This is a genomic window from Photobacterium sp. HL06 (genome assembly GCF_059552575.1).
Genome location: NZ_CM183914.1, coordinates 421,424 through 447,475, shown reverse-complemented (window position 1 = coordinate 447,475; position 26,052 = coordinate 421,424). Strand labels below are relative to the sequence as shown.

22 protein-coding genes are annotated in these 26,052 nt (G+C 51.6%); 8 read left to right on the top strand and 14 right to left on the bottom strand.

The window, feature by feature from the left end; translation table 11 throughout:
* Positions 1-81 precede the first annotated feature (81 nt).
* The 7 genes from AC51G0_RS02170 to yacG all read left to right on the top strand — a co-directional run bounded on the left by AC51G0_RS02170 (position 82) and on the right by yacG (position 6,310).
* The gene (locus tag AC51G0_RS02170; RefSeq protein WP_496300497.1) at positions 82-531 is read left to right on the top strand and encodes a pilin; all 450 of its coding nucleotides are present in this window, start codon (positions 82-84) and stop codon (positions 529-531) included.
* Positions 531-2,246, top strand: coding sequence for a type IV-A pilus assembly ATPase PilB (pilB, locus tag AC51G0_RS02165; RefSeq protein WP_496300496.1), 1,716 nt, complete (start codon positions 531-533; stop codon positions 2,244-2,246). The genes AC51G0_RS02170 and pilB overlap by 1 nt, the downstream gene beginning before the upstream one ends.
* Before the next feature lie 202 nt (positions 2,247-2,448).
* A complete protein-coding gene (locus AC51G0_RS02160; RefSeq protein WP_496300495.1) occupies positions 2,449-3,669 on the top strand; it encodes a type II secretion system F family protein in 1,221 nt (406 codons plus the stop codon).
* A 186-nt stretch (positions 3,670-3,855) separates the two neighbouring features.
* On the top strand, positions 3,856-4,725 hold the full coding sequence (locus AC51G0_RS02155; RefSeq protein WP_496300494.1) for a prepilin peptidase: 870 nt from the start codon (positions 3,856-3,858) through the stop codon (positions 4,723-4,725).
* Between the two features lie 2 nt (positions 4,726-4,727).
* The gene (coaE, locus tag AC51G0_RS02150; protein ID WP_496301842.1) at positions 4,728-5,333 is read left to right on the top strand and encodes a dephospho-CoA kinase; all 606 of its coding nucleotides are present in this window, start codon (positions 4,728-4,730) and stop codon (positions 5,331-5,333) included.
* Positions 5,334-5,358: 25 nt separating this feature from the next.
* Complete coding sequence (zapD, locus tag AC51G0_RS02145) at positions 5,359-6,096, top strand: cell division protein ZapD (protein ID WP_496300493.1); 738 nt, start codon at positions 5,359-5,361, stop codon at positions 6,094-6,096.
* A gap of 7 nt (positions 6,097-6,103) precedes the next feature.
* Positions 6,104-6,310, top strand: coding sequence for a DNA gyrase inhibitor YacG (gene yacG, locus AC51G0_RS02140; protein ID WP_496300492.1), 207 nt, complete (start codon positions 6,104-6,106; stop codon positions 6,308-6,310).
* Positions 6,311-6,391: 81 nt separating this feature from the next.
* Here the strand turns inward: yacG and mutT are convergent, their stop codons facing one another.
* Positions 6,392-6,793, bottom strand: coding sequence for an 8-oxo-dGTP diphosphatase MutT (mutT, locus tag AC51G0_RS02135; RefSeq protein WP_496300491.1), 402 nt, complete (start codon positions 6,791-6,793; stop codon positions 6,392-6,394).
* Positions 6,794-6,947: 154 nt separating this feature from the next.
* Positions 6,948-9,674, bottom strand: coding sequence for a preprotein translocase subunit SecA (secA, locus tag AC51G0_RS02130; RefSeq protein WP_496300490.1), 2,727 nt, complete (start codon positions 9,672-9,674; stop codon positions 6,948-6,950).
* Positions 9,675-10,088: 414 nt separating this feature from the next.
* On the opposite strand from secA, the gene AC51G0_RS02125 reads away from it, so the two are divergent.
* Positions 10,089-10,547 carry a DUF721 domain-containing protein gene (locus AC51G0_RS02125; RefSeq protein WP_496300489.1) on the top strand — a complete coding sequence of 153 codons (459 nt, stop codon included), beginning with the start codon at positions 10,089-10,091 and terminating at the stop codon, positions 10,545-10,547.
* A 63-nt stretch (positions 10,548-10,610) separates the two neighbouring features.
* Here the strand turns inward: AC51G0_RS02125 and lpxC are convergent, their stop codons facing one another.
* From lpxC to AC51G0_RS02065, 12 genes are all read right to left on the bottom strand, one after another.
* Positions 10,611-11,528, bottom strand: a complete 918-nt coding sequence (gene lpxC / locus AC51G0_RS02120) for a UDP-3-O-acyl-N-acetylglucosamine deacetylase (protein ID WP_496300488.1) — start codon at positions 11,526-11,528, stop codon at positions 10,611-10,613.
* Positions 11,529-11,642: 114 nt separating this feature from the next.
* Positions 11,643-12,833: a cell division protein FtsZ gene (gene ftsZ / locus AC51G0_RS02115; RefSeq protein WP_496300487.1), complete on the bottom strand. Its 1,191-nt coding sequence runs from the start codon at positions 12,831-12,833 to the stop codon at positions 11,643-11,645.
* Positions 12,834-12,867: 34 nt separating this feature from the next.
* On the bottom strand, positions 12,868-14,124 hold the full coding sequence (gene ftsA, locus AC51G0_RS02110; RefSeq protein WP_496300486.1) for a cell division protein FtsA: 1,257 nt from the start codon (positions 14,122-14,124) through the stop codon (positions 12,868-12,870).
* 68 nt (positions 14,125-14,192) lie between these two features.
* Positions 14,193-14,948: a cell division protein FtsQ/DivIB gene (locus AC51G0_RS02105; protein ID WP_496300485.1), complete on the bottom strand. Its 756-nt coding sequence runs from the start codon at positions 14,946-14,948 to the stop codon at positions 14,193-14,195.
* 272 nt (positions 14,949-15,220) lie between these two features.
* Positions 15,221-16,681: a UDP-N-acetylmuramate--L-alanine ligase gene (gene murC / locus AC51G0_RS02100; protein WP_496300484.1), complete on the bottom strand. Its 1,461-nt coding sequence runs from the start codon at positions 16,679-16,681 to the stop codon at positions 15,221-15,223.
* A gap of 14 nt (positions 16,682-16,695) precedes the next feature.
* Positions 16,696-17,760: an undecaprenyldiphospho-muramoylpentapeptide beta-N-acetylglucosaminyltransferase gene (gene murG, locus AC51G0_RS02095; protein ID WP_496300483.1), complete on the bottom strand. Its 1,065-nt coding sequence runs from the start codon at positions 17,758-17,760 to the stop codon at positions 16,696-16,698.
* On the bottom strand, positions 17,747-18,955 hold the full coding sequence (ftsW, locus tag AC51G0_RS02090; RefSeq protein ID WP_496300482.1) for a cell division protein FtsW: 1,209 nt from the start codon (positions 18,953-18,955) through the stop codon (positions 17,747-17,749). Before ftsW ends, murG begins: the two co-directional genes overlap by 14 nt.
* Positions 18,955-20,292: a UDP-N-acetylmuramoyl-L-alanine--D-glutamate ligase gene (gene murD, locus AC51G0_RS02085; protein ID WP_496300481.1), complete on the bottom strand. Its 1,338-nt coding sequence runs from the start codon at positions 20,290-20,292 to the stop codon at positions 18,955-18,957. Before murD ends, ftsW begins: the two co-directional genes overlap by 1 nt.
* On the bottom strand, positions 20,293-21,375 hold the full coding sequence (gene mraY / locus AC51G0_RS02080; RefSeq protein WP_496300480.1) for a phospho-N-acetylmuramoyl-pentapeptide-transferase: 1,083 nt from the start codon (positions 21,373-21,375) through the stop codon (positions 20,293-20,295). It abuts the gene before it with no gap.
* Positions 21,375-22,778, bottom strand: coding sequence for a UDP-N-acetylmuramoyl-tripeptide--D-alanyl-D-alanine ligase (murF, locus tag AC51G0_RS02075; protein ID WP_496300479.1), 1,404 nt, complete (start codon positions 22,776-22,778; stop codon positions 21,375-21,377). Before murF ends, mraY begins: the two co-directional genes overlap by 1 nt.
* On the bottom strand, positions 22,775-24,292 hold the full coding sequence (murE, locus tag AC51G0_RS02070) for a UDP-N-acetylmuramoyl-L-alanyl-D-glutamate--2,6-diaminopimelate ligase (protein ID WP_496300478.1): 1,518 nt from the start codon (positions 24,290-24,292) through the stop codon (positions 22,775-22,777). Before murE ends, murF begins: the two co-directional genes overlap by 4 nt.
* On the bottom strand, positions 24,279-26,048 hold the full coding sequence (locus AC51G0_RS02065; RefSeq protein WP_496300477.1) for a penicillin-binding transpeptidase domain-containing protein: 1,770 nt from the start codon (positions 26,046-26,048) through the stop codon (positions 24,279-24,281). The genes murE and AC51G0_RS02065 overlap by 14 nt, the downstream gene beginning before the upstream one ends.
* Positions 26,049-26,052: the final 4 nt, after the last annotated feature.

The following is a 26,052-nucleotide window of genomic DNA, read 5'->3' as shown; positions in this document are numbered from 1 at the left end:
TATTCAGCAACTTAACTAAGGGCGTATGCTGGGGTCACTAGATTTCACTGCTCAATGGCAGAATACGAAAGGATAAAAAAGATGAAAGGACAAAAAGGTTTTACCTTAATTGAATTGATGATTGTGGTGGCAGTGATTGGGGTGCTATCAGCAATTGCTGTGCCTCAGTATCAAAAATACGTTGCAAAAGCTGAAGCAGCTTCGGCATTAGCTACTATGACAGGAGTTAAAACCAATGTTGAAGCTTTTGTTGTTGAGAATGGAGCATTTCCAGTTGAAGCGAATACAGGAGAAACAGCCCAAGATTTAGGTGCTCCTGAAAATACAGATTTACCGTTAGGGCAAATCGGGTTCTCAGCACAAAGTACTGTTGGTGGACAAATTGATCTTTTATTTGATACCACAGGAGTCAACGGCTTACTTCAAGGTCTTACACTTTCACTTGTTCGCGACGAAACATCAGGAGCTTGGACTTGCGCATCTTTAGATATTGACGACACTGTACTACCAAAGAACTGTACAGGAATTTAATGCAAGCCAACCTCGCTTCCATCCTGCACCAGGCTAGCCTGATCAGCCCGGTGCAGGAACAGCAAGTGGTGGACTATGTCCGGGCAGAGGGCACCAGCGTGCCTTCTGCCCTGGTGCAGCTCGGCTTGTTCAGCGGCACCGAGCTGGCACGCCACCTTGAGCACATTTTTGCCATCGCGCTGATTGATGTTCACCAGTACGACTACCCCGCCTGTTGCAAAACACTCAACCAGCGCGACTTAGTGCTGCAGCACCGGGTACTGCCGCTGCAGATGAACGACAATACCCTGTTCATCGGCCTTAGCGATCCATCCCAAATCGATGCACTGGATGAATTTCGTTTTGCCACGGGCAAGAATATCGAGCCTTTACTGCTCGAGAGCAAGCAGCTGGAAAGTGCCATCCGGCGGGTGTACGGCAGCGAAATCGGAGGTGGCTATCATCAAGATCAGCACCAAAACCAGTACCAACGCAGTGTCAGTGATGCCGACCTAGGCGACCTGGTTGATTTAGGCGATGGCGAGCTGCTCGATGAGACAACCGATCTCAGCCAGGACAGCGCCCCGGTAACCCGCTATATCAACCAAGTACTGATGGATGCGGTTCGTAAAAAGGCCTCGGATATCCATTTCGAGCCCTATGAAGAAACATTCCGGATCCGCTTTCGCTGTGATGGGATCTTGCACCAGCATGCCATGCCACCAGCCTACCTGTCACGGCGGCTTTCGACCCGCCTCAAGGTGATGTCGAGGCTCAATATTGCCGAGCGCCGCCAGCCGCAAGATGGCCGGATCAAACTCAAACTAACCCCAACACTGGCAATCGACCTACGGGTTTCAACCCTGCCAACCCTGTGGGGGGAAAAGGTCGTCCTGCGGATCCTTGACAGCTCCAGTGCCAATTTGAATATCGATATCCTGGGTTATAACGAGCAACAGAAGCAGGCTTACCTTGATGCCCTACAGCAGCCGCAGGGAATGATCCTGATGACCGGGCCGACCGGAAGCGGCAAAACCGTCTCTCTGTATACCGGGCTAAAGATCCTCAATACCGACGAGCGTAATATCTCCACGGCTGAAGATCCGGTCGAAATCAACCTGCCGGGGATCAACCAAGTTCAAATTAATAGCCAGATCGGCCTTGGCTTTGCCGAAGCACTGCGATCTTTCCTGCGCCAGGATCCTGATGTAGTGATGGTCGGGGAGATCCGTGATTTGGAAACCGGATCAATTGCGGTCAAGGCTGCCCAGACCGGCCACTTGGTGCTCTCGACCCTGCATACCAATTCGGCGGCTGAAACCATTACCCGCCTGACCAATATGGGAGTGCAAGACTTCAACTTGGCTTCTTCCCTTAGCCTGATCATCGCCCAGCGCCTTGCCCGCCGCCTGTGCAATAGCTGCAAAGCAGTCCACCCCATGGATGACTTCCTACGGGAGAAACTTGCCATCTCACCGACAGTGACGCTCTATCAGGCCAGTGAATCTGGCTGTGACGACTGCAACCAGGGCTACCTCGGTCGGGTTGGTATTTATGAGGTGATGCCGTTTAGCCGTGAACTTGCCCAAGCGCTGATGGCAGGTGCGTCCACCCTCGAACTGGAAGACATTGCCTGCAAACAGGGCATGCAGACACTACAACAATCCGGTATTGAAAAGCTCATGGCAGGGGTCACCAGTTTGGCTGAGCTGCAGCGGGTACTGCATTTTAGTTAAGGTCCTGTGGTCCTGTGGTCCTGTGGTCCTGTGGTCCTGTGGTCCTGTGGTCGGTTTTTTAATACTAAACATTTAGCGTCAAGCTTTTTGTTCTTGCTCGGCTCTCTAACCTAGTTACTCGAAACTGCTTATCCATAGGGCCTCAGGATCATAGAGCCGCTTATCCCGGTAGCCTAAGCAAAGAACGCAACAAGGAGTTATAATGGCCCAGGCTAGTAAAATCCGCTATTACCACTGGCGTGGCGTTAACCAGGCCGGGAAGAAAATTTCAGGTGTTACCCTTGGCTTTCAAGAGCGCGATGTTCGCAACACGCTCAGCGAACAGATGATCCAGGTAAAAAAAATCAAGCGCCGTAATCCGTCGACCTTCAGCAAGATCAAAAACCAGATGAAGCCGACTGACGTAACAGCGATCACCCGCCAGCTGGCCACCATGATAGCATCAGGTGTGCCTGTCGTGCAGGCGCTAAAGATGATGGCCAATAGCCACAATAAAGCGGAAGCCAGGGCTATACTGTCACAAGTGACCGCCCAGGTCGAAGCCGGTGCCTCCCTGTCCAAGGCCCTGAAAACCAGCTCACCACTGTTTGATAATTTCTACTGTGACTTGGTATCGACTGGTGAGCAAACGGGCCATTTGACCGAAGTCTTCGGGCGTATCGCGACCTACCGGGAAAAAAACGAGGCTACACGCAAAAAGGTCATCAAAGCCATGATCTACCCGACCATGGTGACGATTACCTCGATTGGCGTCACGATTATGATGCTGGTGTTTGTGATCCCGCAGTTCGCCAGTATTTTCAGCAGCTTCGGCGCTGATTTGCCATGGTTTACCCAACAGGTACTCAAGGCCTCCGATTTTATGCTCACCCAAGGTACCTACCTGGCAATAGCCCTGGCAACAGGCCTGTTTCTTGCCAGCTATAACTACAAAAGATCTCCCAGTTTCAAACTGGCAATCCATCGCCTCAATCTCAAACTGCCCATTGTTGGCAATGTACTGCTTAAAGCCACCGTCGCCCGGTTTTCCCGCACCCTGGCAACAACATTCAGTGCGGGGATCCCTCTGCTGACGGGCCTGCAGTCTGCCGGAAAAACGTCGGGCAACCTGCACATTCAGCAGGCTATCGAGGAAGCACACAACAGTACCGCAGCAGGCATGCCGCTTAATATCGCGCTGCGCCAATGTGATGTATTTCCGGAGCTGATGTTACAGATGACCATGATTGGTGAAGAGTCAGGCTCCCTGGACGACATGCTCAATAAAATGGCCACCTTGTATGAGAACGATGTCGATGACACCGTTGATAACCTTGGCAAGATCCTTGAGCCACTCATTATCATCTTCCTCGGCGGCCTGATCGGTGGACTACTGGTTGCCATGTATATGCCGGTCTTCAAGCTAATGAGTGTGATGGGGTAAACAATTAGGTGCGAGAAACTAGGTTCTAGGCTCTAGGTTTTACAGATAAAATAAAGGTAAAACGGTATGTAAGGCTTTTGCTTCTCCTCTAGGAACTAGGTTCCAGGAACTCGCATCCGCTCTTAATCTAGGATCTGCTCTTAGATTCCCCTACAATACCCAAATACATCAATATGAGATTTTTTCATGGAACTGCTGACTTACTATCCCTGGCTTTTTCCTGCTTTTGCCGCCATTTTCGGGCTGCTTATCGGCAGTTTCCTTAATGTTGTGATTTACCGCCTGCCGATCATGATGGAGCACCAATGGAAGTCAGAGTGTGTCGAGTGCTTCCCGGAGTTTGGCCCCGTCGAAGCCGGCCAGACTTTCAACCTGAGCGTACCGCGTTCACGCTGCCCGCATTGCCAGCATAAAATCAGCATGTGGGAAAATATCCCGGTTGTCAGCTGGTTGCTGCTGAAAGGCCGCTGCCGCTCTTGCCAAGCAAAAATCAGTGTCCGCTACCCGGCGGTAGAGCTGTTCACGGCTGTGGTTGCAGCAACTGTCGCGATGGTATTGCCAGCCTCGGAGTGGGCAATCGCGGTGATCTTTTTCAGCTTTGCCCTGATCGCCCTGACCTTTATTGATATCGATAAGATGCTGCTGCCGGATCAAATTACCCTGCCGCTAATGTGGGGCGGGATCCTGGTGGCCCTATTGGGCTGGGGGCCGATATCACTGACCGAGTCGATTATCGGTACCATGGCGGGTTACCTGTCGCTCTGGAGCCTTTACTGGAGCTTTAAGCTGCTAACCGGCAAGGAAGGGATGGGTTACGGTGACTTTAAGCTTCTGGCAGCCCTTGGCGCCTGGCTTGGCTGGCAATTGCTGCCTTTTGTTGTCCTCTTGTCTTCCTTGGTTGGGGCAATCTGTGGCATCATCTTGATGCGTATACAAAGTTCAGATTCTCAAACCCCTTTTTCCTTTGGTCCTTACCTGGCCTTTGCTGGCTGGATCGGCATTTTATGGGGTGAGCCAATCCTGAACTGGTACCTGACTTCATATTTAGGACTGTAATGATGACTATGGTTGTCGGACTCACCGGCGGAATTGGCAGTGGCAAGACCACCGTCGCCAACCGGTTTGCCCATTATGACATTGATATTATTGATGCCGATATTGTCGCCAGAGAAGTGGTCGAGCCCGGTACACCCGGCCTTGAGGCGATTGTCGACAAACTGGGTTCTGACATATTACTGACAGACGGTACCCTCGACCGCAGTAAGCTACGACAAGCTATTTTCAACGATAACAGCTTGAAAGAATGGCTAAACTCCCTGCTTCACCCTATGATCAGGGAAAAGATGAAGGCCGATATCGACCGGGCAACCTCACCTTACTGCCTGTTGGTGATCCCGCTAATGGTTGAAAATAATTTGCAAACCATGGCCCAGCGCCTGTTGGTCATCGATGTGGATGAAGAGGTGCAGATCGCCCGTACCCAACAGCGCGACCAAGTTGATGCCAGCCATGTCAAAAAGATCCTTGCCGCCCAGGCTTCCCGCCAAGAGCGGCTGGCTGCGGCAGATGATGTGATCAGCAACAATGGTGACAGTACCGAGCTCGAAGACGCCGTCGCAGCCCTGCATCAGCAGTATTTAGCCATGAGCCTTCACTTCCAGTAACGAGTTAACGTCGGATAATACAAGTATGCTAACAAACCGCTTTGAACATCCGTTAAACGAAAAGGTTCGTATTTATTTACGCCTTGAGTATTTGACCCGGCAGATGACTCATGCCAGCCAGTTAACTGATCAATGGCAGCATCAGCTATTCTTCCGTGCATTGTTCGATTTGTTGGAAATTCTCGATCAAATCCAACTCAAATCAGAGCTAGCAAAGGATCTTGATAAGCAAAGAACCAAGCTCAAGAGCTGGCTCAATATCGAAGGGGTCGATCAATCTGCCCTGCTGGCTATTCTCGATAGTATGGATCTTGCTCACCACCAGCTGATCACCGCTAAACGGTTAGGTCAGGAAATCCGTGAAGACCGCTTTTTGAGCGGTATCAAACAACGCTTCTCGATCCCCGGGGGGAGCTGCTGTTTTGATCTACCTGCGCTGCACCACTGGCTACACTTACCATTAGCACATAAGCAAAATGACATGGCTAACTGGCTGAAACAACTGGCTGAGCTTACTGAGGCACTCCATTTGTGGTTGCGCCTTACCCGAGATTCAGGCCAATACCAGCCACAGATCGCCCGTGGCGGCTTTTTTCAGCATGATGCCGAGGATGCCAGCCTACTGCGATTAGAAATTTGCCCAAGCTATGGGGTATACCCTATGATATCGGGCCATCGCAGCCGCTTTGCTATCCGCTTCTTGCCTTTTGAGGAAGGTGGGAGCATCGCGGAAGCCATCGAATTTAAACTAGCTATCTGCTGAGGTCCCTGTGACACAACCAAGTACGCCAACCCTAGTGAAATGCCCTACCTGCCAATCTAAAGTAGAGTGGAGCGAAAAGAGCCCGTATCGTCCGTTTTGCTCAAAGCGCTGCCAGCTGATTGACCTGGGCGAATGGGCCGAAGAAGAGAAGGCAATTCCCGGCGCGCCGGATATGTCGGATTCTGATGGTTGGTCGGAAGATATGGGGTACTAATTCCAAAAGCGGGAAGCGGGAAGCGGGAAGCGGGAAGCGGGAAAAACCCTAAACCACTTCTCGCTGCTCGTTACTCGAGCTTTACATCAATCCTATCAACTTCTTTAGCACCGCATCATTGGCCTCTGGGAATTCATAGTTAGCCAGATCACCTAAACGAACCCACTCGCCTGGCTGGCCTTCTTTACCGTAAGCCTCGCCTTCAAATCCTTTGACTAAGAAAAAGTCGAACTTCAGCGCTTTTTCCGGATAGTCGTGTTCCAAAGCGATAAAGTGCTCCAGCTCTGTGGCGTGAATGCCCACTTCTTCATCCAACTCCCGGATCACGGCCTGCTCGGCGCTCTCGCCATGTTCGACCTTGCCGCCGGCAAACTCCCAATAGCCGCCTTTATGGGCTTTGGCTGCACGCTGGGTAATAAAAACTTTATCTTGCTGAGCATTGAGGATGATCCCTGCCGAGATCCAAACTTGTTTCTTTTCCAAACCGATAACCTGCTTTCCATATCGAGTAGCTAGTTTTGCGTATCGAGAAAGTTTTCTCGTTACTCGCCTCTAGCATCTCGCTTCTTATTTCAAATAAACAAAAGGCCGCTTGCGCGGCCTTTTTACTGTATCAAACCGTTATCCGGCGAATCAATTAGTTGATTTTACCGTGACACTGTTTGTATTTCTTACCAGAACCACATGGGCAAGGCTCGTTACGACCGACCTTACGCTCTTCACGTTGGAACGGTGCGCTTTCTTCGCCTTCTGTGCTCTCATCTGCAATCTGGCTTTCTGCGTTCTGGTGCTGGAACTGTTGGCGGCGGGCTAACTCTTCAGCCTGACGACGACGCTCTTCTTCCAGGCGCTCAACCTCTTCCTGCTGCTGAACACGAACCTTGCTTAGGATCGCAATCACATCAGACTTCAGGCTTTCCAGCATACCTTCAAACAGTTCAAACGACTCGCGCTTGTATTCCTGTTTCGGGTTCTTCTGGGCATAACCACGCAGGTGGATACCCTGGCGCAGGTGATCCATTGCGGCCAGGTGCTCTTTCCACAGTGTATCAAGGTTTTGCAGCATTACCGTCTTCTCGAAGTTGCGTAGTACCGCAGCACCGACTACTTCTTCTTTCTCACGGTAAATCTCAACTGATTTCTCAACGATACGCTCACGCAGCGCTTCTTCGTAAAGCTTCTCTTCGCTATCCAACCACTCCTGGATTGGCAGCTCCATATCGAAATCAGTCTTCAGGCGCTCTTCAAGACCCGGAACGTCCCACATCTCTTCCAGTGACTGTGGCGGAATATAGCCATCAATCATTGCCTGCAGGACATCTTCACGGTTCTGCTCGATCATCTCGCTGATATCTTCAGCGTTCATCAGCTCGTCGCGCAGCTCATAAACCACTTTACGCTGGTCATTGGCAACATCATCGAACTCAAGCAACTGCTTACGAATATCGAAGTTGCGGCCTTCGACCTTACGCTGGGCATTCTCAATCGCTTTGGTCACCCATGGGTGCTCGATGGCTTCACCTTCTTCCATACCCAGTTTCTTCATCATGTTAGACACACGATCAGAAGCAAAGATACGCATCAAGCCATCTTCCATCGATAGATAGAAACGAGAGGAGCCAGCATCACCCTGACGACCAGAACGACCACGTAGCTGGTTATCAATACGGCGAGATTCGTGGCGCTCTGTACCAATGATGTGCAGGCCACCAGCAGCAAGTACAGCGCCGTGGTTTTCTTGCCACTTCGCTTTGATTGTTGCGATTTGATCGTCGGTTGGGTTTTCAATCTTGGCGATTTCACTCTGCCAAGAACCACCTAACACGATATCGGTACCACGGCCTGCCATGTTGGTGGCAATCGTTACAGCACCAGACTGGCCAGCTTCAGCAACAATATCGGCTTCTTTTTCGTGGAACTTCGCATTCAGAACCTGGTGCTTAATACCTTGTTTCTTAAGTGCATTAGACAGGAGTTCAGATTTCTCAATCGATACGGTACCCACCAATACTGGCTGGCCTTTTTCGACGCGCTCTTTGATGTCTTCGCTGATTGCAGCAAACTTCTCAAGCTCTGTCATATAAACCAAATCGCCCATATCATCACGGATCATTGGTTTATTGGTCGGTAGCACGACCGTTTCCAATCCGTAGATAGACTGGAATTCAAAGGCTTCGGTATCCGCAGTACCTGTCATACCCGACAGTTTGCTGTACAGACGGAAGTAGTTCTGGAACGTAATTGATGCCAGCGTCTGGTTTTCGTTCTGGATCTTCACGCCTTCTTTGGCTTCAACTGCCTGGTGAAGGCCTTCAGACCAGCGACGTCCCGGCATGGTACGGCCGGTATGTTCATCAACGATGATCACTTCGTCATTTTTGACGATGTAATCAACATCACGCTCAAACAACACATGGGCACGCAATGCGGCGTTCACATGGTGCAACAGGCTGATATTAGCTGGAGAATACAAGGTATCGTCCTCAGCCATCATGCCGTTCTGCTTCAATAAGTCTTCAACAAACTCCTGGCCATTTTCGGTCAGGTGGGCTTGCTTCGATTTCTCGTCAACCGTGTAATGTCCTTCGCCACGATATTCTTCACTATCTTCTTGATCCTGCTTAACAAGTTGTGGGATCAACAGATTAATTTTAGTGTAAAGCTCAGAGCTATCTTCTGCCGGGCCTGAAATAATCAGCGGTGTACGGGCTTCATCGATAAGGATGGAATCCACTTCATCGACAACGGCGAAGAAGCGCTCACGCTGGACACGGTCTTCCGGACGGAAAGCCATGTTATCGCGCAGGTAATCGAAACCGAATTCGTTGTTGGTGCCGTAAAGGATATCAGCCGCATAGGCTTCTTTTTTCGCTTGCGGCGGCATGTTCGGTACGTTGACACCGACAGTCATACCTAAGAATTCAAACAGTGCGCGGTTTGTTTCCGCATCACGTGCAGCCAGGTAGTCGTTCACCGTAACGATGTGAACACCTTTACCCGTCAGGGCGTTCAGGTAAGCTGGCAGGGTTGCCGTCAGGGTTTTACCCTCACCAGTACGCATCTCGGCGATCTGGCAATCGTTCAGCACCATACCACCGATCAGCTGGACATCGAAATGACGCATACCGAATACACGGTTCGAGGCTTCACGCACGGTTGCAAATGCTTCAGGAAGCAGCTGGTCGAGGCTTTCGCCTTGCTCCAGGCGCTCACGGAACTCAGCGGTTTTGGCTTTCAGCTCTTCGTCTTGCAGGCTTTCAAATTGAGGTTCTAGCTTGTTGATTTGATCAACAATTTTACGCAAACGACGCAGAGTGCGGTCGTTACGGCTACCGATAACTTTGGTCAGTAGTTTTGATAACATGGCGTTGCCGTTTTCTCTTTGTTATTTCAGCTTCAGTACTGGCTGAATCGCTTAATCTGGGTTTCATAACCGGGATTGAATCATCCCTGTCCCGTCTGAATCCGCCACAAATGTGACAACAGAAGCCGACACGAAAAACAATGGTTATAAGTGATATTGTGGCCCCCTTGGTTAATTTCAAGGGTTAGATGAAAACAATACCAGTGTTTTGCTCAGGGATGATGTCTTAGCGACAATTGCAGCCCTCGCGGCTAGGCATATTTGCCATTGCTACAGAATACTGGCAATCATTAACCTGCATTCTATAGACTTGGTATAATATGACATATTAACGAGGCCGCCTATGATAAAAGCAGGCGACTTGCTTTTCATATACGAAAAATTAGAACTTAACCCCTAATTAGGACATGAGTCATGCGCGATCATCGCCCCCAAACAACCGCGAGCCTGCTCGATGACAGCCAGTTAGGTAACATCCAGCAACGTGCTATCGCACTTAGCAAGCTCAATAAAGCTGTTAAGCAACACCTCGATTGTGCTGATTTCTGTCGGGTAAGTAACTATCGCCAAGGAACATTGATCATTGAGACGGCCTCAGCAGCCTGGTCAATGCGGCTTAACTATGAGCGCAACAACCTAATCCGTAAATTGAGGGAAAAGCTGCTTCCGCAACTGGCGAGCATTGAGGTAAAGGTGAACCCGGCACTGGCGGCTGTCGAAAAGAAACAAGAAGAGAAAGTACCGGATATCGTACGAAAGCCAATTTCACCACTGGCTGCCCAGTACTTACTGACGACGGCCAAAAGTGCACCAGATAAAGTGAAAAAGAAACTTGAACGAATAGCTGCATTGGCAGCGAAGAAGCGTGAATAGCGGGAAGCACAAAAACAAAAACGCCGGACAGCGTCCGGCGTTTTTTAATTCTGCATTGTCTGCTTAGGCAAGTACCATGCCTGGCTGGGCAAAGGTAACCGGTACTTCGTGCTCTTCCTCGAAGGTTGACCACTCGTAGGCTTCCTGATCGGCCAAGACTGCGCGCAACAGTTTGTTGTTCAAGGCGTGGCCTGATTTAAAGGCGCACATTTCGCCGATAATGTTATGGCCGCACATGTACAGGTCGCCAATTGCATCCAGTACTTTGTGTGTTACCAGCTCATTATCAAACCGTAGACCTTCATCATTCAAGATGCGGTAGTCATCCAGAACAATGGCGTTATCAAAGCTACCACCCAGACACAGGTTTTGTGACTGTAAGTACTCGATATCACGCATGAAACCAAACGTACGGGCACGGCTGATGTCTTTTACAAATGACTGGCTCGAAAAGTCCAACACTAAACGCTGCTGCTCTGATTCAATCGCCGGATGATTAAAATCGATAGCGAAATCTAGGCGGAATCCGTTATACGGACGTAGCTCTGCCCATTTGTCGCCATCTTCGACGCGAACAGTTTTCTTGATACGTAAAAAGCGCTTAGGCGTATTTAGAGTATCAATACCGGCAGACTGCAGCAGGTAAATAAATGGGCTTGCGCTACCATCCATAATCGGGATTTCTGGTGCGTCGACCTCGATAATCACGTTATCGATGCCCATACCTGCCAATGCTGCGTTCAGGTGTTCAACCGTTGAGATGCGCACACCTTCCTCGTTAACAAGGGCGGTACACAGCATGGTATCACGCACAGAATCTGCATCTGCAGGGAAATCCACAGGGGGATTCAAATCTGTACGGCGATAGATCACACCGGTATTTGCAGCAGCCGGACGTAGAATAAGCGTTACTTTACGGCCAGAGTGAAGTCCCACCCCAGTCGTTTGCACTATGCTTTTCAGTGTACGTTGTCTGATCATCTGCTCTTCTCAACTATTGTTTGCCAATACATCGGCCCACTACCGTGCAACAGCGCGATAAATGGGCAGACATAATACCACTTATTGAGCGGTAACCCAAACAGTTTACGTTGGCTAGTCAGCCTGCTTACGTAAAAATGCTGGAATATCAAGGTAGTCGTGGTCAGCCTGAGGCTTCGACTTTGCTGCTGCAGAACCGCCCTGCTGCACGTTCGCTTCAGCGGCTGGTGCCTGCTGAGTTAACGGTGCTGACTTCGACTCTTCAACAGCTGGCGCCGCTGCAGGTTTTTCCTGAGCAACTGCCTGAACCGGCTTTGATGTCGTAACCAGGGTGATATCCGGCTTGCTTTCTTTGCCGATACCTGTCGCAACAACCGTTACACGTAACTCATCTGTCATTTCTGGATCCAGAGAGGTACCGATAACAACAGTTGCATTATCTGATGCGAAGGCTTTCACTGTGTTACCCACAGTTTCAAACTCGTCAAGGCGCATATCAAGGCCTGCAGTGATGTTAACCAATACACCACGAGCCCCTGCCAGGTCGATATCTTCAAGAAGAGGACTTGAGATAGCCATCTCTGCCGCTTCTTCAGCACGATCATCACCCGTTGCAACACCGCTGCCCATCATGGCATGACCCATCTCGGACATAACAGTACGAACGTCAGCAAAGTCGACGTTAATCATGCCCGGGCGGGTGATCAGCTCGGCGATACCCTGTACGGCATTTTTAAGAACATCATTGGCTTTAGCAAAAGCATCAAGCAACGTAATACCACGGCCAAGAACTTTCAGCAGCTTTTCATTTGGAATCGTGATTAGGGAATCAACATGCTTGGACAGCTCTTCAATACCCTGCTCCGCAAATGCCATACGCTTCTTACCTTCGAAGCTAAATGGCTTGGTAACCACCGCAACAGTAAGAATGCCCAGCTCTCTCGCAACTTCGGCAATGATCGGCGCAGCACCCGTACCGGTACCACCACCCATGCCTGCTGCAATAAAGATCATATCTGATCCCTGCAGCTCTGCCTTAATGGCCTCACGATCTTCCAGCGCCGAGTCACGACCCACCTGAGGGTTCGCTCCCGCACCCAAACCTTTGGTGATATCACCACCGATCTGGATCACTGTACTTACACTGCTTTTACGAAGTGCCTGAGCATCAGTGTTGACACTGATGAACTCAACCCCTTCAATAGATTCACGTACCATGTGATCGACAGCATTACCGCCGCCGCCGCCAACGCCAATGACCTTAATTACCGCTTCATCAGACATTTCCATCATCGGTTCAAACATTTGTTCTCTCCGTTTATCCTGTTCGCATCAGGTTTTAAAATTCTTTTCTTAGCCAGCCACTGATTTTGGTGAAAATCCCGGATACCGAACGCTTCGGCTCCAGTTCACTATCATCAAATGTCTGACTGTCCTTTCCGTAATGCAGTAAACCTACTGCAGTTGCATAATGCGGAGCCTGAACATAATCAGTCAGCCCACTTAGCTCCAATGGCTGTCCGATCCGTACCTGGTTGCGAAAGACTCGCTCGGCACATTCTATCAGACCTTCCATTTGTGCTGCACCGCCTGTAAGGACGATACCTGCCGCTAAGTGGTGCTTTACCCCCGCATCGCGCAGTTGTTCTTGTATTTCTAACAGCTTCTGATTAACCAGCCCCAATAGCTCGCTGTACCGGGGTTCTATCACTTCAGCTAATGTCTGGCTCTGCAAGCTACGAGATGGGCGACCGCCAACACTGGGGACGTCCACTTTCGCATCTTTGCTCACCAACTCACTCAGTGCACAGCCGTATTTTACTTTGATTTCTTCAGCATCACCCGGTGGTGTACCGAACGCATAGGCAATATCACTGGTTACAACATTGCCTGCATAAGGGATCACTTCGGCATGGCGCAGGGCTCCGCCGCTCCAGACCGCTAAGTCCATGGTGCCACCACCGATATCGACCACACATACACCCAATTCACGCTCATCGGCGGTGAGTACTGCATGGCTGGCTGCCAGGCCAGAAAAGATCAACTGATCGACCTTCAGCCCGCAACGTTCTACCGCTTTAACGATATTACGTGCCATATCGTTGTGACAGGTGATCAAATGAACACTGGCTTCCATGCGAACTCCTGATAAACCAACAGGATTTTTAATTCCCTCTTGATAATCAATAGCAAATTCCTGAGGAATTACATGTAAAGTTCGGTGTTCATCGCTAATTTTTACCGATTTCGCTGTATGAATAACATTATCAACGTCATCTTGCGTTACCTCTTTGTCAGATATAGGCACCATGCCTTTTTCTGTCTGGCAACGTATATGTTTGCCGGATAACGACAAAAACACAGAGGAAATCTGGCAGTCGGCCATCAGCTCAGCCTGATCGACTGCACGCTGAACCGACTTGACCACGGACTCAAGATCATTGACCCCGCCTTTATCCATTCCCCGTGACGGGCTACTGCCGACACCAATGACATTTACATTGCCATCAGGCAATACTTCCCCAACCAAAGCACAAACTTTGGAAGTGCCGATATCCAGGCCTACTATGAGTTTTTTATCTGCCGCCTTCGTCATTAGCGCACGCTCTTATAGTTATACCCACCTAACAATCCTGAACATTCAGACGCTTGTTACGGCAGGTATTATTCTGGAACTACTTTCCAACCCACAGCAGCCCCGGTGTCGTAGCGCAAGTCTACGTACTCAATGGCTTTTCCTTGCTGCTCTAATTCTGGGTATAAACCGATGAAACGCTCCAGGCGCTCCATTCGGGCATCTCGGCCCAATTCGAGCCGAACTCCATTTGTTAACCACACCCGCCAGGCCCGACGTTCATTCAATGCCAAGGTAGCAATTTCGAAGCCCGCACGCTGTAATCTTGGTTGCATTTCCTGCAACGCAGCCAGAACTTCATGACTGCTACCGTCTGGCCCCGTTAACCCGGGCAGACTTAAATCTATCACCTGCTCTGCCAGTGCCCTAAACACAGCCCCTTCGGTATTCACCAGGTATTGCTGGTTCCAGATTGCCGACGGCTGATGTTCAACCAGAAACACTTTAATTGAGTCTGGCCACTGCTTTCGTACCGACGCCCTCGAAATCCAGGGCAACGCTTCCAAGGCCAGCTGGATCTCATCGACATCCTGGGTCATAAAGCTCCCCAGGTGCTCCAGCTGTAAAATTCCCTGGCGAACATCGTCTGCACTCAGGTATTCCAACTCACCCTGGATAACCAACTGCGATAGCGGCAGCCGGTTGGCGTCTGTCATCCAGTTTATCCCTGCGCTGAACAGCCAGGCGATAAAACCAATAACAAAAAGAAAAAACGCCACTCCCCCCCAGTTCACTGCCATAGCAGAAGAAGGCAGGGATACTCGTTTTAAGACTGCATCAGCCATATATCGTATGCTTGCCCTTACCTCTATCGTCGATACAGCCCCCCAGCAATAGCAATAATAGCTTGGGGCAATATCCGACGTCTGGAAAAATCAGGTAGGAACGTGCAAAGTTGATCGATTATACCGACCAACCCGTTGCTCTCCAACCATTGTTGAAGGTTTCCTTCCATATCCTGAGATCAAAGCCTAATAAATGGTTATATCATAGGCACTTTGCCGCCTAAAAATAATGCAATAAACGTACCATTTCGCTTTTAATCTAGAAGAGAAATCTAATCACGGTGCATCTCTGCAATATTCAACTTCATTTCTGCCAGTTTACGGGCAATTTTGCCAACATCACCTGCACCTTGAGTCAAAACCAAATCATCATTCTGAATGATATTGGCCAATGCCGCCGGCAATGCATCACTATTAGGAACAAAAATCGGATCGATCTTGCCGCGTCCGCGGATAGTGCGGCAAAGGGCGCGGCCATCTGCCCCGGCAATCGGCGCTTCGCCTGCCGCATACACATCCAGCATCACCAGCACATCAACCTGCTCAAGAACATTGGCAAAATCATCGTATAGGTCACGGGTGCGGCTATAACGGTGCGGCTGGAACACCATCACCAGGCGTTTTTCCTGCCAGCCTGCACGGGCGGCTTTAATCGTCACATCCACTTCACTTGGATGGTGGCCATAATCGTCTACCAGCATAACGTTGCCGTTGCCGGACTCAAACTCGCCTAGGTGATCGAAACGGCGCCCCGTACCCTGAAATTCAGCTAGGGAGCGAATAATCGCCTCGTCTTCAACCCCTTCCTCTGTCGCCACGGCAACAGCAGCCGTCGCGTTGAGCGCATTGTGCTCGCCAGGAATATTGAGCTTGATCGTTAGATCCGGCTTGCCCTGGCGCAAGATCGTAAAATGTCCCTGTTGGCCCTGTTGATTATAGTCAACAAGACGCACATCGGCATCTTCAGAGAAGCCATATGTGATCACTTGGCGGCCAATTCTTGGCAATAGCTCACGAACAACCGGATCATCGATACACATTACGGCTAAACCATAGAAGGGTAAGTTATGCAGGAAATCGATAAATGTCTGCTTCAACACTTCAAAATCACCGCCATAAGTCTCCATATGATCGGCTTCAATATTAGTCACCACACACACCATTGGCTGCAGGTGCAGGAACGACGCGTCGCTTTCATCAGCTTCTGCGATCAAGTAGCGGCTCGAGCCAAGGCGAGCATTGGTGCCAGCACTTTTTACCAGCCCGCCATTGACGAACGTTGGATCCAATCCGGCTTCAGAATAAATCTGGGTTGTCAGTGCTGTCGTGGTCGTTTTACCGTGTGTTCCGGCAATAGCAATGCCATGGCGGTAACGCATCAGCTCAGCCAGCATCTCTGCCCGGCGGACAACCGGGATCCTCAGCTCGCGCGCCGTCACAAGCTCAGGGTTATCAGCGGCAATCGCCGTAGACACGACAACCACACTGGCACCTTCAACATTGCTGGCGGCATGGCCAAAGAAGATCTCCGCCCCTTTTTCCGTCAGGCGCTCTGTCACAGCATTCGGCGCAATGTCCGAACCACTGATGCAGTAGCCCTCATTGACCAATACTTCTGCGATACCGCTCATTCCGGCACCGCCGATCCCAACAAAGTGAATACGCTCAACGCGGCGCATCTCTGGCACCATGGTTCTGATTTTTGCTAATTGCTGGTTATCCAGTTTACTCATCACTCTGTCTCGTCTTATTGATTTGCTAGCGACTTGATCACATCGGCAACACGCACATCGGCGTCAAGGATCGCTGCATCACGTGCAGCACTTGCCATTTTGACAAGCGAGCTACGGTCTAATTGATTTAATTCTTCGGCCAGGCCCTGGGCAGTCAGATCCATCTGCTCAATCATTTTGGCAGCCCCACATTGCACCAGGTGGTCGGCATTCAGTGCCTGCTGGCGGTCTTTGTGCATAAACGGGACAAAGACTGCGCCGACGCCAGCGGCTGATAATTCGGATACGGTGAGTGCGCCGGAGCGGCAGACAACAATGTCAGCCCATGCATAAGCAGCAGCGACATCATCGATAAACTCAGTCACTTTGTGCTGGGTATCTGTTTTGGCCGCATAGGCTTGCTCAGTTGCATCTTGGCTGCCTTTGCCCGCCTGGTGCCAGATAGTGGCGCTATCGCCCAAGATCCCGGCCACTTCAGGCATGGTCTGGTTCAAAATGCGAGCCCCCTGGCTTCCGCCCATCACCAAAATACGGATCGGCCCCTGACGTTCAGCAAAGCGCTCACTCGGCGCAGGTAGCAAGGTAACATCCTGGCGGACCGGATTACCGACAACCTCTTTGCCTGCAAATGCCCCCGGAAAAGCTTGCAGCACTTTCGCAGCAATACGGGAAAGCCATTGGTTGGTCAGCCCCGCAACGGCATTTTGCTCATGCAAGACAACCGGAACGCCGGATAACCAGGCGGCAACCCCACCAGGGCCGCTAACATAGCCACCCATGCCCAGTACGGCATCGGGCTGCCAGGCTTTAATATATTGGCGGGCCTGTAAAATGGCACCGATGATCTTAAAAGGCGCCGCTAGCAAACGAGCGATGCCCTGGCCCCTCAGGCCTTTTACTTTGATAAAGTCGATTTCAATACCATGCTTTGGCACCAATTCCGCTTCCATACGGTCGGCAGTGCCCAGCCAGCGGACTTCCCATCCCTCTAGCTGAAGTTTCTTGGCAACGGCCAGCCCTGGAAAAACATGGCCTCCGGTACCGCCGGCCATCACCAGCAAGCGTTTATTCTTGTTCATTGTCGTTGTCATCTAATTCTTCTGCAGGACCATATTTGGCAGCCAGGCGCTGCTCATGGTCAATGCGTATCAATATGGCGACCGCCGTTGCCATGATAAATAAACTGGAACCACCGTAGCTGATCAGCGGAAGGGTCAGGCCTTTAGTCGGTACTAGCCCTGCCGCCGCGCCGACGTTAACCAACGTCTGGAAGGCAAACCAGAAGCCAAAGCCAAATGCCAGAAAACCGCCAAATAGCTGGCCTGACTGCAGGCATTTACGTCCGATAAAGAGCGCTTTGAAAACCAAAGCGAAGATCAGCAGCAGTACCACCGTTACCCCAATAAGGCCGACTTCTTCGGCCAGTACCGCAAACACAAAGTCAGTATGTGCTTCAGGCAAGTATTCTAGCTTTTGGATTGAATTGCCCAGCCCCTGCCCCAACCAGTCCCCCCGGCCAAATGCCATCAATGACTGGGTCAGCTGGTAGCCGCTACCAAAGGGATCTTCCCATGGATCCATGAATGACGTCACCCGGCGCAAGCGATAAGGCTCAAAGACAATTAACAGAGCTATCCCAAGCACCGCCATGGCCAGCATGGCCAAAAATTGCCACAGCTTAGCCCCGGCAATAAACAACATGCCAACCGTAGTGACAAACATCACCACAAAGGAGCCTAAGTCTGGTTGCTGCAACAACAGCACCGCGAGAACTGCCAGTACAACCAGCGGCTTGATAAAACCAAATAAGCTCTCCCGAACCTGGTGATACTGGCGAACCAGGTAACCGGCCAGGAAGATAAACAGTGACAGCTTTGCCACCTCGGCAGGCTGCAAGTTAAAGATCCCCAAGGGGATCCAGCGAGCGGCACCATTCACTGAACGGCCCACCACCAGCACGGCAACCAATAGCAGCATCGACACCAGCAGCATAGGGACGCTGAACTGGCGCCAGCGCTCTAATGGGACTTGTACCATAAAGCTCGCAATAACCAGCGAGCAAACCAGGAAAAAGCCATGGCGCAGTGCAAAGTAAAAAGGCATATCGGTCAGGCGGGTCGCGACAGGCACCGAGGCGGATGTCACCATCACCAGGCCTGTCACCATCAACGCCAATGCAACCCACACTAACTGGCGGTCATACATGCAAGGTGCCGCCGGCCGGGTTAACCATTCACTGACCGCCGAGCAGCTCTCTTTGACCTGCTCCAGCATTAGCTCACTCCAGTGACTTTGTATTGCAGTTCAGTGGCCAGTGCGACAAATGCATCGCCTCTAGCCATAAAATTCGGAAACTGATCGAAACTCGCGCACGCCGGTGATAACAGAACCATGTCGCCAGGCTGCGCCGTTTCTGCCGCTATAATCATTGCCTGCTCCATGGTCTCGACGGATAACGGTTTTTCAACAAGTGGGGCAAAATCATGGCCATCCCGGCCATAACAGTAAAGCTGCACATCTAAGTCAGCTAAAACGGGCTTAAGTTCCGAAAAATCAGCCCCTTTACCATCCCCCCCCATCAACAAGTGTAACTTGCCTGACAAATCCAGCCCTTTGAGGGCTGCCAGGGTGCTAGCAAGGTTCGTCGCCTTGGAATCATTGACCCACTGAACACCATGATGGCTGGCAACCAGCTGGCACCGGTGTGACAGGCCGTTATAACGCTTAAGCGCCCGGCACACTGCTAAATGATCGATGTTAACCGCATCGGCCAATGTCAATGCCGCCAAACTATTGGCAACATTATGGCGGCCGACCAAGGCGATATCACGGGTTGCCATTACTGGCTGCTGAGCCACGGCAAGACACTCTTCGCCCTCGACAGACACCAGGCCATACTCCTCAGCGTCAAAACCAAAGCTAGTTACCTTGCCAGAAAAGGCAAGCGGACGGGTTGCAAGATCATCACGGTTAAATACCGCCAGCTGCGCATGGTCGAAAATCCGCATTTTGGCCTGGCTGTAATCTTCCAGCCCATCATAGCGATCCATGTGATCTTCAGAAAGGTTCAGGTATACCGCGGCTTTTAGCTGCAGTGACGTGGTGGTTTCCAGCTGAAAGCTCGACAGCTCGAGCACATAAAGGTCATGATCCTGTGCCAGCATATCCAAGGCGGCGAAGCCAATGTTGCCGCCAACACCGACATTGATCCCGGCTTCCTTGGCCATCTCACCAACCAGGCTGGTGACCGTGCTTTTGCCGTTGGATCCGGTGATCGCCACAACCGGCTTGTTCACCGCGCGGGCAAACAGCTCAATATCACCGACAATCTCAATGCCAGCATTTGCCGCTGCCACCAGTTCAGGCGTCGCCAAGGCAACCCCCGGGCTGGCCACAATCAAGTCTGCCGCCAACAGCCAGTCCATATTCCACTGGCCGCTGCAAAGTCCAACCTGCGGCGGAAGCTTATCCTGCCCAGGCGGTGTCGGACGAGTATCAATCACTTTAATATCAAACTCGTCAGGTTGGCGCAGCAGGTGGTTTACCACCGATAGCCCGGTCATCCCCAGGCCAATCACGACAACCTTTTTTACACCGTCTAAGCCATTCATTTAACGTACCTTCAGTGTTGCCAGTGCAATCAGAACCAGCATCAGGGTAATGATCCAGAAACGGACAATCACCCGCGGCTCCGGCCAGCCCTTGAGCTCATAGTGGTGGTGGATAGGTGCCATACGGAAAATACGCTGGCCACGCAGTTTGTACGAGCCAACCTGCAGGATCACCGATACTGTTTCCATCACGAATACACCGCCCATGATCACCAGCAGCAACTCCTGGCGCACCAATACCGCAATCGTACCCAGCGCGCCACCCAGTGCCAAGGAACCCACATCGCCCATAAACACTTGTGCCGGATAGGTATTGAACCACAAGAAGCCAAGGCCAGCCCCGACAATCGCGGTACACACGACGACCAGCTCACTGGCATCTTTCAGGTAAGGAATATGCAGGTAATTGGCAAAATTCACGTTCCCGGTAGCCCAGGCAATAAATGCCATACCTGCCGCAACCATCACTGTTGGCATAATGGCCAGGCCATCCAGACCATCGGTCAGGTTCACGGCGTTACTGGTGCCCACAATCACAAAGTAGGTGAACACGATATAAAACAGGCCAAGCTGCGGCATCACGTCTTTGAAAAACGGCACAACCAGCTGGGTAGCAGCAGTATCTTGACCATGCACATACAGGGCAAAAGCGACACCGAAGGCAATCACTGACTGCCAGAAGTACTTCCAGCGCGCAATCAGGCCATCGGTATTCTTGCGGACCACCTTGCGGTAGTCATCCACAAAACCAACCGCGCCATAACCCAGCATGACGGTTAGCACCGCCCAGACATAAGGGTTAGAAAGATCGGCCCACAGCAAAACCGTGATGGCAATCGCCGCCAGGATCATGATACCGCCCATGGTCGGCGTACCACGCTTGCTGAAATGCGATTCAGGGCCATCATGGCGCACCACCTGGCCAATTTGCAGCAACTGCAGGCGGGCAATCAAACGCGGGCCCATCCAAAGTGAGAGCAGCAATGCCGTCAGTACACTGATGATCGCGCGAAACGTCAGGTACTCAAACAGACGGAAAAAAGGGAACGTGGACTCTAATAAGTCAGCTAACCAATAAATCATTATGCATTTTCCTGCAGTGCGGCAATAACGTCTTCCATTCGGGAACTACGTGCTCCCTTTGCCAACACTGTAATCTCTGTATTTTGTGAATTAAGTTGTTGATGATTAAGCTGTTCCTTCAGCAATTTGATCAAGGCTGATTTATCATCAAAATGTTGTCCGTGATTCATTTTACTGACCACGGCACTGGCCTGGCCATATGTCAGCACCTGATCCAGCTCTTTATCCATGGCATACTCAGCCACTTCCCGGTGCAGCGCTGCACTGTCATCGCCCAACTCCGCCATATCGCCAAGCACAAACCAGCGTTGGCCGGCAAAAGTGGCAAGCAGATCAATCGCGGCCTTCACCGATGCCACACTGGCATTGTAGGTATCATCGATCAGGCGCAGACCGTCACGAGGCAAGGTGATATCCACCCGCCCTTTTACATTCTCAACCTGCTCTAGGCCATTTTTAACCTGAACCAAGGTTGCCCCCATAGCCATGCTCAATGCCGCCGCCGCCAATGCGTTCGCGACATTATGGGCTCCAGGCAAGGTCAAAGTGACCGGTGTATCACCTTCAGGGGTGCGCATTGTAAAACAAGCACGGCCCTGACTGTTAATAAATATGTCACTTACTGAGAAATCCGCCGCAGCCTGGCTGGCAGAAAATGTCTGTACCTGATGGCCAGCCAAGACAGGCTGCCACATAGCCAGCTCGTTGGAGTCTAGGTTGATAATTGCCGTCGTTGTGACAGCGGCACTCCCTTCTCCCGAAGAAAGCCCTTCAAAAATTTCACCTTTTGCCTTGGCCACCCCTTCCAGCGAGCCGAAACCTTCAAGGTGGGCGGCAGCCAGGTTGTTGATCAACGCAACCTGCGGCTTGACCAGCGACGTGGTGTAAGCAATCTCCTGCTGATGGTTGGCACCAAGCTCGATAACCGCAAATTCATGGGTCGGCTCAAGACGCAGCAGGGTCAAGGGCACGCCGATATCGTTATTGAAGTTGCCTGCCGTTGCCAGCACCCGGCCTTTCTGGCCCAGGATAGCCGCGGCCATCTCCTTGACCGTAGTCTTGCCACAGCTGCCCGTCAGGGCCAGGGTTTTCAGACCATATTGCTGCTCCATCCGGGCTTTAAGCCAGGCTCCGAGCTGGCCGAGGGCCAATCGGGTATCTTTTACAACTAGTTGTGGTAAGTCGACAGGTAAGTGCCGACTTACTAGCAACGCCGCAGCCTCGTTATTTTTAGCATCCTGGCAAAAATCATGGGCATCAAAGCGCTCGCCTTTGAGGGCGACAAACAGTGTCTGGGCTGAAATAGTACGAGTATCAGTCGATACCTCAGCAATCAAGGTATCACTGCCAATCAGTTCAGCCTCTAGAACATCAACCAATTGCGAAAGCTGAACTTCAATCATGCGTTATTCTCCAGTAAGGCCTGAACGGTTTCACGGTCAGAATAGTGAATGGTGCGGTCTGCCAGGATCTGGTAATCCTCATGTCCTTTGCCAGCCACTAAAACAATGTCATCGGCACCGGCATGGGTTAGTGCCCATTTACATGCGGCACTGCGGTCATGGATCACGGTGGCCTTTTCTGGTTGCTGCAAGCCAGCCAGCATATCTGCGACGATCAGAGCAGGGTCTTCACTGCGCGGATTATCGTCAGTCAAAATGCTCTGGTCGGCCAGTCGCTCAGCAATATCGGCCATCATTGGTCGTTTGCCGCTATCGCGATCGCCACCACAGCCAAAAATACACCACAACTTGCCGTGACAGTGCACACGCAGCGCCTGCAGCGCTTTTTCCAGAGCATCTGGGGTATGAGCATAATCAACAACCATCATAGGTTTGTCAGGCTTTTGAAAAACTTCCATTCGGCCAATCACGGCCTGGAGCTTCGGGGCCGTTTCAATCAGGCGCGCTAAAGGGTGGCCCGTGGCCAATAAGGTCGCCAGCGCCAACATCAGGTTCATCACATTAAATGAGCCGACTAACGGCGCTGTGAACTTGCCAGCCCCCCAAGACGAATCAAAGCTGACGGTTACCCCCTGGGTGCTGTACTCCACCTGCTCAAGCCATACACCGCGGCCTGGGTGCTGGCCCAGGCAAGATTGAGTACTGGCAACAGCAACGGCATCAGGCAAAGAAGCCAGCCAATCACGGCCAACCTCATCATCAGCATTAATCACAGCGACACCGGAGTGATGATCGGTAAACAGGGTTTTCTTTGCCGCCGCGTAGGCAGTCATATCACCGTGGTAATCAAGGTGATCCCGGCTTAGGTTGGTAAAAATACTGGCGACAAAATTCAGTGCTTTAACCCGCCCCTGAACTAGGCCGTGAGAAGAAACTTCCATCGCCGCAAAATCCGCGCCGTCATTGACCAGCCCGGCCAACACCTGCTGAATTTCAATAGCACTACCTGTCGTATTCACCGCCGGCTCCAGCTGCTGCAACAGACCGTTCCCTGTTGTCCCCATCACGCCTGCGCGGTGGCCCAGCTGCTCAGCCCATTGCGCCAACAGCTGACTGATGGTGGTCTTGCCATTGGTGCCAGTGACGGCAACCAACTTAAGCTGCTCATCAGGAATACCAAAGAAACGGCGGGCAATCGCCGATAGCAGAAGCCCCAGGTTGCAAAGATACACAGTGAAAGTCCCGTCCTGGCTTGTCACCGTACCATGTTCAGCAATACCCTCAGCCTCAGCCAGTATCACTGTGGCACCCGATTCAATCGCTGCAGGAATAAACCGGCGGCCATCAACAGCATGGCCTTTCACTGCCACAAACATCTCGCCTGTGCTAACCTGCCGGCTATCCAGGGTCATCCCGGAGAGTTCGATATCGGCAAGTTCCGCAGGCAGCGCTGCTGCCGCAATCCATGGAGACAACAACGCCCCCACTTTATTATTTTGATTAAGTACCGGCATGCGCATTGCCTCTGTTATGTACGATATTTAGCTGTTCTTTCGTCCCGGCATCTGGCGGGACATTCAAAATCTGAAGAGCACTTTCCATCACTTCAGAGAAAATTGGTGCGGCAATGGCACCGCCATAATATTTATCGCCCTGGGGCTCATTCACTACCACCACCATTGCCAGGCGGGGATTGCTGATCGGGGCGATGCCTGCGGTCATGGCAATATATTCATCACTATACCCGCCTGCGGCTGCCTTCTTGGCGGTACCTGTTTTTGCACCGACTCGATAGCCTGGCACAGCAGCGCGCTTGGCACTCCCCTCTTTGCTCGTTACTAGCTCTAGCATATTCAGTAACTTGCGGGTATTTTCAACAGAGACGACCTGGCGACCAGGCACGACTTCTTCCGTCTTGAGGATTGACAGCGGACGGTTCACACCCATCGCCCCCAGCGTCGCATAAGCGCGTACCAACTGGATGGGTGTCACAGAAATACCATAGCCAAACGCCAGTGTGGCCCGTTCGAAATCAGACCAACGACGGCGATCGGGGAAAAAGCCCTGGGCCTCTCCAATGAGGTTGATCCCGGAAGCATCGCCCAAACCCACACTACTGTACATGCCGAGTACGGCATCAATTGGCATCGCAAGTGATAACTTACTCACCCCGATATTACTGGACTTCTGGAGGATCTTCGCCAGGTTGGCCTTGCCGACCCGAGAGACATCCCTCACCCGGCTACCGCCAACCTGCATCAGGCCATTGCCGGTATCGATGATGGTTTCTTCATCGGCCACCTCGTTTTCCATTGCCGCCAGTACCACAAATGGCTTGATGGTCGATCCCGGCTCCATGGCATCGGTGATCGAACGGTTGCGCATCCGGAAGCTTTGCAGCTGATCGCGGTTATTGGGGTTATAAGAAGGCGCATTGACCATTGCCAGCACTTCGCCAGTACGAACATCCACCATTACCACGGTGGCCGATGTCGCCTGGTAATCCGCCACCGCCTGCTTCACGGCGCGATAGGCGACAGCCTGCAAGCGCTGGTCAATACTCAGACTGAGCGGTTTGCCCGGCTCACGCTGCTTGAGGGAAATGTTTTCAACGACCCGGCCATAACGGTCTTTACGTACGGTTCTTCGCCCCGGCTCACCGGTCAGCCAACCATCATAGGTACGCTCCACCCCTTCGAGGCCATGGCTGTCGATACCGGTCACCCCAATCAGATGGGCACTGACCTCACCAGCCGGATAAAAACGGCGGGATTCATCTTTAAGGCCAACTCCTGGCAGCTTTAGCTTGTTGACATAGGAGGCCATCGCCGGACTGACCTGGCGCTGGAGATAGATAAAGCGGCGCTTTTGGTTTTTTTCGAGACGGGAGAGTAACTTCTGGCGATCAAGGCCCAGGACATCCGCCAGCGCAAACCAGCGCTCCGGTACCTGGATACCACCATTTTTGTAGATTTGAACCGGATCAGCCCAGACGGCCTGTACCGGGACACTAACCGCCAATTGTTCATCATTGCGATCAGAGATAATTCCGCGGGCAGAAGGCATGGCTTTTACCCGAAGCGAGCGCATATCGCCTTCCTGGATCAACTTGCCCGGATCCAACACCTGGATGTAGGCAGCCCGGCCCACCAGGGCGACTAAAGCCAGTGCAACACAAGCACATATAACACCAAAGCGCCACGGGATAAAAACCGGTGGCGCTTTCTGGCGACGCTGATTCTTCGATTTTTGGCGCTTAAATATATTCATCAAA